This is a genomic window from Brucella pseudogrignonensis (assembly GCF_002252525.1).
Classification (GTDB): domain Bacteria; phylum Pseudomonadota; class Alphaproteobacteria; order Rhizobiales; family Rhizobiaceae; genus Brucella; species Brucella pseudogrignonensis.
In genome coordinates, this window is sequence record NZ_NNRM01000053.1 from 69,080 (window position 1) to 81,599 (window position 12,520).

Genomic DNA, 12,520 nt, shown 5'->3' on the forward strand with positions numbered 1-12,520 from the left:
TATATATCTGTTTTTAAATAATAAAAAAATAGAACTAACGTTTTTGGCAAGGGCATGTATTGCCAGTGACAGCTTTTAAAACCAAGTCTCCGCGTATCATTCGGAGCGGTGAAATTGGCGGCAGAATGGTCAGTTTTTAGCCCGAAACCGTGCGAAACGCGGCGTGTTACAAAAACATCCGATTGACAGTTATAGGTGTTTATAACATCATTATTGAAGTTGATAACATGTCGCTACCATAGCATATGGTCGCGGCGCATCTGTTTCCATGCTGCGCGGAGGGGCGGGGCCAGGGAATTATGTGGAGGATCGTCATGCATAAATTTGTCACTCCCATATCCACCTGTTCAAGCTTCCGTTTAGCTGCTGCTGGTCGGGTGCTTTATCGCGAGTGCAGTCTACAAGCGGTATGAATTCAGCCGCATAATCCGTTTTTACAACGACAATCCGGCAGAATTTGCTGAAGGCGTTTGATTATGAGTACACAAGCTAATCAAGTTTCACAGAAGCCCGCCAAGCTGAACCGCGCAGTCCTCTGGAGTGTGGTCGCTGCGGTCGTGGTTGTCGGTGCGATTGGATTTGACACGAAAGTCGTGAAGATCGGCTCGGACGCTGATGTGCGTCAGCAGGTTTTCTCGCCTGACGCCTATGGCGCATCTGAGTTTCCAAAGGTCAAGGCAAGCGTTGAAGAACGCGCGGCGGATGCTGTTGAAGTTGGCACCGCACTTGCTGCCGACAAGGATGCAGCCGGTAAGAAATACGGCGTCGGCAGCGTGAACCCGGTTATCCCGGTCAAGTTCACTGGCACTGTCGAAGAACGCAAGTCGAACTATAATGTCATCAAGGTCGATGGTTTCCCTGAAGGCATGGCTATCCGCGTTCAGACGGGTCCTGCTGTAAACGGCACCGATCTGCGTGATGCAACCGGCACAATCGAATTCGGTCAGTTCAAGAACCAGATCGAATTCCAGAATGCCGGTTCCGCTCTCAACAATGAGATGAAGAAGCAGGTTCTCGAAGGCGTCGATGTCGATAATCTCGTCGGCAAAACGGTTTCGGTCACGGGCGTTTTCAAGCTGGTCAACCCGAAGAACTGGCTGGTTACGCCGGTGGGGTTTGAAGTAAAATGACCGTTCAAACCAAAGTTGAAGGCAAGCACGGCGAAGTCGTTCTTTCCGCACATGATGTTGCCAAGGCTTATGGGCGTATCAATGCGCTCAAAGGCGTGAACTTTGAAATCCGTCGCGGTCAGGTCACAACGCTTTTTGGCGAAAACGGTGCTGGCAAGTCGACGCTGATGAAGGTTCTCTCGGGCGTCATTCAGCCAACTTCGGGCACGATCATCCTTGATGGCGAGCCAGTTGTGTTCAATTCTTCAACCGAAGCACGCGATCGCGGCATTTCGATCATCCATCAGGAGCTGAGCCTCGCGCCCAATATGAATGTGCGAGACAACATCTTCATGGGGCGCGAAATTCGCGGTGCAACGGGCGTCAATTTCGCAGAAGAAGAACGCCTGACCCGCGAACTTCTTGCAGAACTTGAAGAAGACATCGATCCGCTGACGCCTGTTGAAGAGCTTCGTCTCGGTCAGCAGCAGGTTGTCGAAATCGCGCGTGCGCTTTCGGTCAATTCCCGCATTCTGATCATGGATGAGCCGACTTCAGCGCTCAGTGCTTCGGAAGTGGAAGTGCTGTTCAAGGTCATTCGCGATCTTACCGCGCGCGGCGTGGCGATTGTCTATATCTCTCACCATCTGGAAGAGGCACTGCAGATCACCGATCATGCCGTGGTTTTGCGCGATGGCACCATGACGGCTTATGCACCGCGCGCCGATATTGATCTCGAATGGATCGTTCGCAACATGGTGGGCGAAAACTTCGATCTTGGTTCGCCTCCAACCGGTTACGAATGGGGCGATGTCGCGCTGTCCGTGGAAGGTCTGACGGTTCAGGACAAGTCCGGTGATTTTGCGCTTGTCGATAACATGTCGCTGAATGTGCGAGCCGGTGAGATCGTTTGTATTTATGGTCTGATGGGTGCGGGACGTACCGAACTTCTTGAAACCGTTGCAGGTCGCCTCAAGGCCAATTCGGGCAGCATTCTGCTTGAAGGCAGGGATGTGGCAGGCCTCACGATTGCCCAGCGCATTGATCAGGGGCTGGTTCTGGTACCGGAAGATCGCCAGCGTGATGGTCTTGTGCAGACGATGACGGTTGGCCGCAATCTTTCGCTGGCAAGCATCGGCGAAATGACGAAAGGCCTTTTCACCTCGACGAAGCGTGAAAAGAACATCGTCGATCAGTCGATCAAGAATGTTCACATCAAGACGGATGGTGGCGAAGCCGCAATCGGTTCGCTGTCTGGCGGCAACCAGCAGAAGGTCGTTATTGGCAAAATGCTGGCGACCGAGCCAAAGGTTATCCTTTTGGATGAGCCAAGCCGCGGTATCGATATTGGTGCCAAGGCAGAAGTGTTCAAGCTGCTGGCCGAAAAGGCCAAGGACGGGCTTGCAGTCGTCTATACGACATCTGAAGTCGGCGAATGCCTCAGCATCGCTCATCGTATCATCGTTATGCACCGTGGACGCATCTCGGCCGAATTCGGCTCCGATGTCTCCAAGGAAAAGATCATGGCCGCCTCGGGCGAGTCCATGGTCGGTCACTAAAATAGTTATGGAGCACTGATAGAATGTCAGTCACGAGCACCAACGACAAAAAGGCGGCGTCCACCGGGACAAAGCGCAAAACCAGCATCGTGCATTTGCTGCTCGAAGGCCGTGCGTTCTTTGCGTTGATTGCGATCATCGCAGCCTTCTCGTTCCTTTCGCCTTATTACTTTACCGTCAATAACTTCCTCATCATGTCCTCGCATGTGGCCATTTTCGGCTTGCTGGCGATTGGTATGCTGCTGGTTATCCTCAATGGCGGTATTGATCTTTCGGTCGGTTCTACACTCGGGCTTGCGGGCGTTGTCGCGGGCTTCCTCATGCAGGGCGTCAATATTCCGGAACTGGGTGTTATCCTTTATTTCCCGGTTTGGGCGGTTGTCATCATCACCTGTGCCCTGGGCGCATTTGTTGGTGCGGTGAACGGTGTTTTGATCGCTTATCTGCGCGTTCCGGCCTTCGTGGCGACACTCGGCGTGCTTTATTGCGCACGCGGTGTAGCGCTTCTGATGACCAATGGTCTCACCTACAACAATCTTGGCGGTCGCCCTGAGCTCGGCAATACCGGCTTTGACTGGCTCGGCTTCAACACGCTTTTTGGTGTGCCGATTGGCGTTCTGGTACTTGCTGTTCTTGCCATCATCGTTGCAGTCGTACTCAACCGCACCGCATTTGGCCGCTGGCTCTATGCTTCGGGTGGTAACGAACGTGCAGCTGAACTGTCGGGCGTTCCAGTGAAGCGCGTCCAGATCTCTGTCTATGTGATTTCGGGTATCTGTGCTGCAATCGCTGGTCTGGTTCTGTCATCGCAGCTGACTTCGGCTGGTCCGACCGCAGGCACCACTTACGAGCTGACGGCTATCGCCGCAGTCGTGATCGGCGGCGCAGCGCTTACGGGTGGTCGAGGTACAATTCTCGGCACGCTTCTCGGCGCTTTTGTTATCGGTTTCCTTTCCGATGGCCTCGTGATCATCGGCGTATCATCCTACTGGCAGACTGTCTTTACGGGTGCAGTGATCGTGCTCGCAGTTCTGCTCAACAGCATTCAATATTCCCGACGTTGATAATTACGGCCCCATTCTCCGTTCCGGGTGGGGCCGGTTCTTCGGGGGTAGCGAAAACTTTCCAAGACGGCGACCAAGCTTAAAAGTCTCGCCCACTGGAAATGGTAACGCCGGGAAACCGGCATAACTCAACGATAATTTTACGGGAGTGAGACATGTTTAAGAAGGGTATGCGCGTTCTGTTTGCTGCTGCTGCAGCATTGCCGCTTATCGCCAGCACCGCATGGGCTGAAGGTCTGATCTCGATCGTGGTCAACGATCCTTCGAACCCATATTGGTACACCGAAGGTGAAATCGCCAAGAAGACCGCTGAAGGCCTCGGCTATTCGGCTGTTGTTGGCGGCCACAAGGGCGACACCAACACCGAAAGCAACCTGATCGATACCGCGATCACCAACAAGTCGGTCGCGATCATTCTCGACCCGGCAAATGCTGACGGTTCGGTCGGTGCAGTCAAGCGCGCTGTCGCAGCTGGCATTCCAGTGTTCCTCGTAAACGCTGAAATCAACCAGGAAGGCCTCGCAAAGGCACAGCTCGTTTCCAACAACGCGCAGGGCGCAGCACTCGGTGCAACGCAGTGGGTTGAGAGCGTTGGTGAAGAAGGCAAGTATGTTGAGCTGTTCGGTTCGCCGTCGGACAACAATGCTGCCACCCGTTCGAATGGCTATGAAACTGTTCTTTCGCAGTATCCGGACCTCGTAAAGGCTGGTCAGGACGTTGCTAACTGGAACCGTACCCAGGGCCACGACAAGATGCAGGCTCTGCTTCAGGCAAACCCAGACATCATCGGCGTTATCTCGGGTAACGACGAAATGGCTCTTGGCGCGATTGCTGCTCTGAAAAAGGCTGGCAAGCTCGACAAGGTCAAGGTTGGTGGTTTCGACGGTTCGCCAGACGCAGTCGCTGCGATCAAGGCTGGTGAACTGCAGTACACCGTTCTGCAGCCAGTTGCGATTTTCTCGGAAGCTGCAGTCAAGCAGGCCGACACGTTCATCAAGACCGGTAAGACCGGCGTTGACCAGGAAAAGCAGCTATTCGATTGCTTCCTGATCACCAAGGACAATGTCGACAAGTACACTGCTCCGTTCGTTCTCGAACAGTAAGACCTGAAAAGATGGAGCGCGGGCTTAACCTCGCGCTCCTCTCTCTATTTTTCGTACCGATGCTATGAATCGGGACCGGTCAATAATTGAGCGGGCTGGGGACGAGTGGTAAGCATGGTCACAAGCAACAAAGCAAGCATAGACAACCTGATGACAGAGCAGGTGCCGAACGATAGTCGGCACGCACGTCAGCTGGTTCGCCGCCAGCAAATTGCTGAAATGATTATGTCGGAAGGGTCGGTGCGGATCGAAGATCTGACCGAACGTTTCGCAATCAGCCTCATGACCGCGCATCGTGACGTGGATGAGCTGGTAAGCCGCGGCCTCTTTCGCAAATCACGCGGTATTGTTTCCGCAGCCCCCACTAGCCTTATCGAAGCAAGCGACCTCTATCGCGTTGCGCGTCAATCCGAAGAAAAGAAACTGATCGCTGAAGCCGCGATGCAATTCGTAGAGCCCGGTCAGGCCATTTTCTTCGATGACTCAACAACTGTCCTTCAAATGGTTCCCTATCTTGCCGATAAGGGACCGCTGACGGTCATTACCAATTCGCTGATCCTGATGAATGAAGTGCGCGACATGAAAGATGTCACGCTGCTCGGTCTCGGTGGTCAGCTTTATAACTGGTGCAACGCCTTTGTCGGCGGCATGACTATCCATGAAATCCGTCGTCTGCGTGCCGATGTGGCTTTCATTTCGATCTCGGCGATTATGGACGATCTGCTGTTTCACCAGTCGCCCGAAATGGTTGAAACCAAGCGTGCCATGCTGGAAAGCGCTGCAAAGCGCGTGCTGTTGACCGATCACACAAAGTTTGAGCGCCGGGCGCTGCATAATTTTGGTGCGCTGAGTGATTTTGATGTCGTCATTGTCGATGACAAGACTCCGCATGAACATATCGAACGCATGCAGTCGCAGAACATCAATGTGGTTATCGCCAGTTCTGGCGGAACAAAAGAATAAGCCTCAGTACTTCATCGCATACATATCAGGAAATACGATCCATGCCGTCTCTGTTGGGAATTGATAGCGGACTGACCGTCACCAAGGCCGTAATATTTGACGTTGATGGCTCGACGCTTGCCGTTGCCCGCCGCCGCGTCGCGCAATCCTTCCCACGCCCCCGCCATGTCGAGCGCGACATGGATGAATTCTGGAATGCGACTGCGGATGCAATTGCTGAAGCACTTGCAAAATGTGGGCGCCCTGCATCTGACATTCTAGCCATCGCCACCACCGCCCATGGTGACGGCATCTACATGCTCGATAAGGATTGCCGCCCGCTTGGTAAAGGCATTCTGTCGCTGGATAGCCGTGCCGTTGATGTGGCTGAGCGCTGGGTGAACAGCCCTGTCGCAGAACAGTCGATTGCGATCACCGGTCAGCTGCCGCACGCCTCTGCACCGTCCGCCATTCTGGCCTGGGTTAAGGAAAATGAGCCTGAACGCTATGGGCGCATCGGGCATGTGATTGCGTGTAAGGATTGGCTGCGTTTCTGCCTGACGGGCGAAGTCGGCACTGATCGCACCGAGGCATCGACGTCTTTCACTGATTACAAAACGCAAGACTATTCCAAAGACGCGCTCAAACTTTTCGGCCTTGAAGCACTTTGGGATGCGCTGCCGCCGATGTCGCGCTCGGATGAGATCATTGGCGGTGTTTCGCAAGAATGCGCAAACCGTACCGGGCTTGTTGCGGGAACGCCAGTCGTTGGCGGCCTACATGATGTGACCGCTTCTGCGCTGGGTGTTGGCGGTCTCAAGATTGGTACAGTTGCAGTTGTCGCCGGGACCTACTCGATCAATGAAACGCTGTCGTCGAAGCCCAACGTCGATAAGAGCTGGTTCTGCCGCAATGGGATTGCGCCGGGAGAGTGGAACAATATGTCCATCTCACCTGCTTCCACTGCAAATTACGACTGGTTCCTCGACAAGCTCTGCCCGGCGGAACGTCTTGAAGCTGAGAAAACCGGCCGCTCGATCCACGATATGCTGCGCCCGGAAATTGACACTGCACTGGCAAAGCCTTCAACGGCTCTGTTTCACCCTTATCTGTTCGGCTCGCCTTACGGTGCGATGGCTAGTGGCGCGTTCTTCGGTTTGCGCGGCTGGCAGGAACGTGGCGATATGCTGCGCGCGGTCTGGGAAGGCATTGCCTTTAACCACCGTATCCATGTCGACCATCTGAAAAATGGCTTTGAAATTTCCGCAGCGCGTCTGACCGGCGGCGTGTCGCGCAGCCCATCTTTTGCGCAGATGTTTGCCAATGTGCTGGGTATGCCGGTCACAGTCACCGATACGGATGAAGCAGCAGCATGGGGTGCCGCACTTTGTGCAGGCAAGGGCGCTGGCGTTTTCGCTGATGTTTATAGCGATCCCCGCGATCTTGATGCAATTGGCCGGACCTACACACCGGATGCAGCGCGCAGCGAGCAGTATGAAAAGCGCTATGCGCTGTTCAAGGAAATCGCATCTGCACTTGGACCGATCTGGCCTAAGATCGATGCTCTGACGGATTGAAATCCAATGCGCCACTAAGCGCACCGAATATGTAAAGACAGTGAAATGAACGATTTCGTAAACAGCGCCCAAATGAAGAACCGCATCAGTCAACTCGAAGCTGACGGTGTTGATGTGCTCATTCTGGGTGCGGGTATCAATGGTGCGGGTCTCTATCGCGATCTGAGTGAACAGGGCGTGAGCTGTTTCATCGTCGATAAGGGTGACTTTGGTTCCGGCACGAGTGCTGCCCCGTCACGCCTCATTCATGGTGGTCTCAAATATCTCGAAACCGGTGAATTTGGCCTGGTGGCGCAATCAACCGTTGAGCGTAATATCCTGCTCAAAAACGCGCCGCATAATGTCCGTCCGCTGCCGACATTTATTCCGGCTTTCTCCTGGACCAAGGGTATTGCCGCAGCACTTCGTACCCTGTTCGGTTCAACCACAGCACCGCGCAGCCGTGGCGCGGTTCTCATCAAGATTGGTCTTGGTCTTTACGATTATTTTGGTGCGCGTGAACGCGTCATGCCAAAGCATAATTTTCTCTTCAAGAAGAGTGCTTTGAAGGAAATGCCATACATGACGCCGTCTATCGTGGCGGGTGGCATTTATTATGATGCATGGGTGAGTAAGCCGGAACGTCTGGTTTATGAGCTTGTCAGCGACGGCGTGAAAGCCAATCCAAAGAGCACAGCGGCCAATTTCAGCTCCATTGTTGCAGCCCGCGACGGTGCAGTGAGCTTTGAGGGGCCGGATGGTGCTGCTTTCACGATCAAGCCAAAGATCGTTATCAATGCCGCTGGCCCATGGATCGATCATGTAAACGCGGCACTTGGCAAAGAAACCAAGATGATTGGTGGCACCAAGGGTTCGCATATCCTTGTAGATCATCCCGAGCTGGTGAAGAGCCTGAAGGGCCGGATGATCTATTTCGAGGCGGATGATGGTCGTATCTGTCTTGTGTATGATTATCATGGTCTGGCGCTGGTCGGTTCGACGGATATTCCGGCAAACAATCCGGATGAGGTTTTCGCGGAAGACAAGGAAATCGATTACTTCATCGAGAGCCTGCGGTCGCTGCTGCCGAAGCTGAAGTTCGATCGCAGCCAGATCGTTTATACCTATAGCGGCATTCGCCCGCTTCCTGCCTCCAATGCATCGGAACCGGGGCTTATCAGCCGGGACCACTCCGCACCGGTTATTGAGCCGGATGCAGGCCGTCCTTTCGCGATCATTTCGTTGGTTGGTGGCAAGTGGACGACGTTCCGCGGATTCGCGGAAGAAGTGGCAGATACGGTACTCAAGCGTTTTGGTCGCGAGCGTCTCAAATCCACCCGCACTTTGACCATCGGTGGCGGCAAGGACTACCCGGCGGATGACCGAGCACGCGTCGCATGGGTGGCGAAACACGCCAAGGAAACCGGGCTTGCAGTTGAACGTGTCGAGACACTTTTGCAGCGTTATGGCACGACCGCTCTGCCGATCATTCAGGACGAAGCCAAAGTTGGCGTTACACTTTTGCCCGATACGGACAGCATCAGCCGTGCGGAAATTGCGTGGATTGCGCGTAATGAGCTGGTGGTGCATCTCTCGGACGTTGTTCTGCGACGCACGACACTGGCAATTGACGGCGCGCTGTCGAATGCCAATCTTGCGGCAATTGCTGATATTCTTAGCGTCGAGTTTGGCTGGGATGCGGAACGCAAAGCGCAGGAGCTTGAGCTTGTTATTGCCGAGCTTTCAAAACGCCACGGCATGACGCTTGGTGAGCAGCCAGCGAAACGCCGCTAATTGATTCAAATCTATTTGATAAACGCCGGTCATGAGATCGGCGTTTTGCTATTTCTTTGCCATGTCATGACGCTATCTTATTCACGGACAGGAGAACGCTATGGAAATCAAAAGAAATGGATCTGCGCCATCGGGTGTGGGTCCTGCAGACTGGTTCACGGGCAAAGTTCGCATCGATCCGTTGTTTTCGCCCAATGACGCGCGGCGCGCTGCAGCCGCTACCGTGACATTTGAACCGGGTGCCCGGACCGCTTGGCACACCCATCCATTAGGCCAGACACTGATTGTTACCGCTGGTTTGGGCTTGGTGCAGCGTGAGGGCGGACCGATTGAAGAAATCCGTCCCGGCGATGTCGTCTGGTTTGAGCCAAATGAAAAGCATTGGCATGGTGCGTCACCAAAAAATGCGATGACCCATATTGCCATGCAGGAGCAGCTCGACGGTAAAGTCGTTGACTGGATGGAGCACGTGACGGACGCTCAGTATCCGAGTGTCTAAATAAAAAACGGGCCATTGGCCCGTTTTTTAGATCATGCTCAACTGCACGCCATAGGGTGGCAAAGTTATAGTCTTGCTACCTGCAATCACCACATCCTGTTCATGTGGTGTAATATTGACCAGCCAGACTTCCTCTTCTACCGCCATTGCCAGAACGTCCGATGGACGCGAAGACTGGCATAGCCTGAAGTTTTTCCCGGCAAGCTGTGCAAGCACTTTTACTGTGTTGAACAAAGGGCGCTTGTTACCAATAGCGACCGGTTCATTCTCGTCCGCGATGAGCCCGAAAGGCCCGGTGAGAGCTGAAAGCGTAAGGCTGTCGAGACCAGCATTCAGCACCGATATGGCATAGGCCAATGCGAAGCTTTCCGCGAACTTCCCATTATGGCGCGGATCACGATTGGCCATCGCAATGCGCTTGCCATTCGGGTTTTCCATTGTCCTGCTGCCATAAGGATTCTGGCGCATGGGGATGGTCGACGGCCCGATGCGATAGGGCTTGTCGCCGTAGATCGCGCGCACCGAACGGGTAATGAAAGGCAACGCCTCCAGTGTTTGCATAACGCTCAGATCATCAGCGGCATGAACAATTGGATTGGTGCAATGGGTGACGAAATCAACAAGCTCGCCCGGAATGCGCTTGCGATTAAGTTCGGTGAAATAGCTCAGCATTCCGCCGCCAAGCCGCACATTCGGGAAGGCTGCTCTTGCTGCTGCATAAACATCTTCAAGTGGCGGGCAGGGTGGCCATTCGCTGCCGGGCGGTGTCGACTGCCGATCTATAGCCGGTGAAACTATGACCGCATCTGGGGTAAAGCCAGCCGCTTTCATGTCAGAAGCGATTGCAGTCGTCTCTTCGATGAGCGATTTCGTGCAAGGCAATGCAATTTCGAGCGAAACGCGCCCGCTATGCTTCGCAGCCAGGGCTGCAAAATCCGCGAAGGTCGAACCTTTGTGCTCTGCCAGTGGATCGTAATGAAATAACAGATCCTGCGGACCAATCTCCTGCAACAGATCAATTGCGGCGAGGCTTGCTTTGGCTTCTTCCGGTGTGATGATAATGCCGATATTCGGCATTCTGCCGCTTGTGTCACCAAGCGTGATGTTCACCGGCTCCGCATCCCGGGTGTTATTTGGTGTCGCCGCGCGCGTGTCGGAAATGTTGAGGACGATGCGCTGATGCTGGGGGTTGGCGGCTTCGATTTGGTAAGGCCATGGCAAAGCCAGCGGACGTACATAGGTCTTGTAAGATGCATCGGACCAGTTGCGCTGATCTTCCATCTCAAACGTATCGCCTTCCATGCGGCATTCGGCCGTAACACTAGACATGGCCTCATGGGTGATCGCACGCATGTCCTTGAATGGCTGCCATGGCTCGATCAGATCGGGCAGGCGGGTGTTGTTGAGTGTACCGTCTACATGCTCGACGCTCACAGGTGCGCCTGCCACGCCGACGATTGGATGCAGGATGCAAAAGCCGCACCGGTTGGTTTCAAAGCCTGTCGCGGTATTCGCTACGGCGTCGAAAGTGAGCGTACCGCCACTCTCTGCCTGAATGCGGACATCAATGGTGAGTTGGGTCGCATCCGGGCCTTCGCAACGTGCCTGATAGGTGACAATGAAACCGCTGTCGTTTTGCTCGACATTCAGATCATGGATTTCCGGGTTGTAGGTTCCCCAGTCTCGATCCCGCACGAGATAGGAGACCGCGCGCAAAACTTCGACACCGTCATAAGTGATGGTGCGAAGATTGCCGTCGCTTAAATCCAGGCCAAGCAAGCCCGCTTTTAGGTGCGTTGGCTGAGCTTCGGCTTCTCGCGTTCCATAGAGCAGGAAAGGATCAACGTTGCTCATTTGAGCAACGCCGTAATGTCGACGCGGTTGCCGCTTGTGGCACTGTCATAGGCGGCTTCGACAAGCGCGAAAGTCTTGAGATTATCCGCACCCGATGTCGAGGTTTCTTCGTGAGTTTCCAGCTTGTCCACCCAATGCTGCTGAATGGCAAAAACGCTTTCCTGAATATTGTGCCAAGGACGTGAGGCCCATGAGAGTAGTTTTGGCGAAACGTCGGAAACCGTGGTGCTGTTCGGCGTAATCACTTCAAAGCGATAACCCTGATAAAGCCTGATCGAACCTTCGCTGCCATCAATTTCGATGAGCGTTTCCGGGAAAGGATCGGTTTCGAGCTTGGTGGCATAGCTTACATCAACAATGGAAGTAGCGCCATTTTCATGATCCATGAGAATAGTTGCTACATCTTCACCCTTGATTTTCGGGTTCACACGCTTTGTGCGAGCAACAAGGCTGGTCACATCGCCCAGAATGAAGCGTGCAATATCAAGCGTATGAATGCCTAAATCTTCGATGATGAAGCGTTCGCCTTCTGCAAGATAGGGCTGGCCGGAAAACACATCAAAGCCGGAGCGAAACGAGAAACGTCCCCAGAACGGCGTGCCGATGACGCCACTGTCGAGTGCCTTGCGCACTGCCTGAATAGGCGTCTGCCAGCGGAAGTTTTCATGCACCATGAGCGGAATACCTGCTTCATCGCAGACCTTCACCATGGCCTTGGCATCATCAAGCGTTTTGGCAAAAGGCTTCTGGCAGATTGCTGGAACCTTGTGGGCGGCAGCAAGTTCCACCAGAGCACGATGGCTTGAAACCGTGGTGGCGATATCGACAAAGTCGATGCCGCCATCTGCAAACAGCGCTTGTGCATCCGTGTAGCGGCGTTCGATGCCAAACTGGTCGCCGACAATCTTCAACCGCTCAGGATCGCGGTCGCAGATTGCCACGATTTTGGCACCCGAAACGTCATTCCATGCGTGCATCTGGTTGATTGCGAAGAAACCGCAGCCGATCAGAGCGCCATTCAATTCTGCCATTTACTGAGC

10 protein-coding genes are annotated in these 12,520 nt (G+C 54.0%); 8 read left to right on the top strand and 2 right to left on the bottom strand.

Features of this window, described 5'->3' with window-relative positions; translation table 11 throughout:
• Nucleotides 1-476: 476 nt before the first annotated feature.
• The 8 genes from CEV34_RS25620 (at nucleotide 477) to CEV34_RS25655 (ending at nucleotide 9,626) form a co-directional block, all read left to right on the top strand.
• Nucleotides 477-1,130 carry a DUF2291 family protein gene (locus CEV34_RS25620; protein ID WP_007878304.1) on the top strand — a complete coding sequence of 218 codons (654 nt, stop codon included), beginning with the start codon at nucleotides 477-479 and terminating at the stop codon, nucleotides 1,128-1,130.
• Nucleotides 1,127-2,668, top strand: a complete 1,542-nt coding sequence (locus tag CEV34_RS25625) for a sugar ABC transporter ATP-binding protein (RefSeq protein ID WP_007878305.1) — start codon at nucleotides 1,127-1,129, stop codon at nucleotides 2,666-2,668. Before CEV34_RS25620 ends, CEV34_RS25625 begins: the two co-directional genes overlap by 4 nt.
• A gap of 23 nt (nucleotides 2,669-2,691) precedes the next feature.
• Nucleotides 2,692-3,732 carry an ABC transporter permease gene (locus tag CEV34_RS25630; protein WP_007878307.1) on the top strand — a complete coding sequence of 347 codons (1,041 nt, stop codon included), beginning with the start codon at nucleotides 2,692-2,694 and terminating at the stop codon, nucleotides 3,730-3,732.
• Between the two features lie 155 nt (nucleotides 3,733-3,887).
• A complete protein-coding gene (locus tag CEV34_RS25635; RefSeq protein ID WP_007878309.1) occupies nucleotides 3,888-4,835 on the top strand; it encodes a D-ribose ABC transporter substrate-binding protein in 948 nt (315 codons plus the stop codon).
• 114 nt (nucleotides 4,836-4,949) lie between these two features.
• Nucleotides 4,950-5,798 (top strand): DeoR/GlpR family DNA-binding transcription regulator, encoded by an 849-nt coding sequence (locus CEV34_RS25640; RefSeq protein WP_007878311.1) that lies wholly within the window; start codon nucleotides 4,950-4,952, stop codon nucleotides 5,796-5,798.
• A gap of 41 nt (nucleotides 5,799-5,839) precedes the next feature.
• The gene (locus tag CEV34_RS25645) at nucleotides 5,840-7,354 is read left to right on the top strand and encodes an FGGY-family carbohydrate kinase (RefSeq protein WP_007878312.1); all 1,515 of its coding nucleotides are present in this window, start codon (nucleotides 5,840-5,842) and stop codon (nucleotides 7,352-7,354) included.
• A gap of 45 nt (nucleotides 7,355-7,399) precedes the next feature.
• Nucleotides 7,400-9,127, top strand: coding sequence for a glycerol-3-phosphate dehydrogenase/oxidase (locus CEV34_RS25650; RefSeq protein ID WP_094544756.1), 1,728 nt, complete (start codon nucleotides 7,400-7,402; stop codon nucleotides 9,125-9,127).
• A 100-nt stretch (nucleotides 9,128-9,227) separates the two neighbouring features.
• On the top strand, nucleotides 9,228-9,626 hold the full coding sequence (locus tag CEV34_RS25655) for a (R)-mandelonitrile lyase (RefSeq protein WP_007878316.1): 399 nt from the start codon (nucleotides 9,228-9,230) through the stop codon (nucleotides 9,624-9,626).
• A gap of 27 nt (nucleotides 9,627-9,653) precedes the next feature.
• Here the strand turns inward: CEV34_RS25655 and apnL are convergent, their stop codons facing one another.
• Complete coding sequence (apnL, locus tag CEV34_RS25660; RefSeq protein WP_007878317.1) at nucleotides 9,654-11,480, bottom strand: D-apionate lactonase; 1,827 nt, start codon at nucleotides 11,478-11,480, stop codon at nucleotides 9,654-9,656.
• Nucleotides 11,477-12,511 (bottom strand): Gfo/Idh/MocA family protein, encoded by a 1,035-nt coding sequence (locus tag CEV34_RS25665; protein ID WP_007878318.1) that lies wholly within the window; start codon nucleotides 12,509-12,511, stop codon nucleotides 11,477-11,479. Before CEV34_RS25665 ends, apnL begins: the two co-directional genes overlap by 4 nt.
• Nucleotides 12,512-12,520 lie beyond the last annotated feature (9 nt).

Coding starts and splice junctions, on each gene's coding strand:
- CEV34_RS25650 (WP_094544756.1), top strand. CDS start 7,400: ATGAACGATTTCGTAAACAGCGCCCAAATGAAGAACCGCATCAGTCAA.
- apnL (WP_007878317.1), bottom strand. CDS start 11,480: ATGAGCAACGTTGATCCTTTCCTGCTCTATGGAACGCGAGAAGCCGAA.
- CEV34_RS25640 (WP_007878311.1), top strand. CDS start 4,950: ATGGTCACAAGCAACAAAGCAAGCATAGACAACCTGATGACAGAGCAG.
- CEV34_RS25625 (WP_007878305.1), top strand. CDS start 1,127: ATGACCGTTCAAACCAAAGTTGAAGGCAAGCACGGCGAAGTCGTTCTT.
- CEV34_RS25635 (WP_007878309.1), top strand. CDS start 3,888: ATGTTTAAGAAGGGTATGCGCGTTCTGTTTGCTGCTGCTGCAGCATTG.
- CEV34_RS25655 (WP_007878316.1), top strand. CDS start 9,228: ATGGAAATCAAAAGAAATGGATCTGCGCCATCGGGTGTGGGTCCTGCA.
- CEV34_RS25665 (WP_007878318.1), bottom strand. CDS start 12,511: ATGGCAGAATTGAATGGCGCTCTGATCGGCTGCGGTTTCTTCGCAATC.
- CEV34_RS25645 (WP_007878312.1), top strand. CDS start 5,840: ATGCCGTCTCTGTTGGGAATTGATAGCGGACTGACCGTCACCAAGGCC.
- CEV34_RS25620 (WP_007878304.1), top strand. CDS start 477: ATGAGTACACAAGCTAATCAAGTTTCACAGAAGCCCGCCAAGCTGAAC.
- CEV34_RS25630 (WP_007878307.1), top strand. CDS start 2,692: ATGTCAGTCACGAGCACCAACGACAAAAAGGCGGCGTCCACCGGGACA.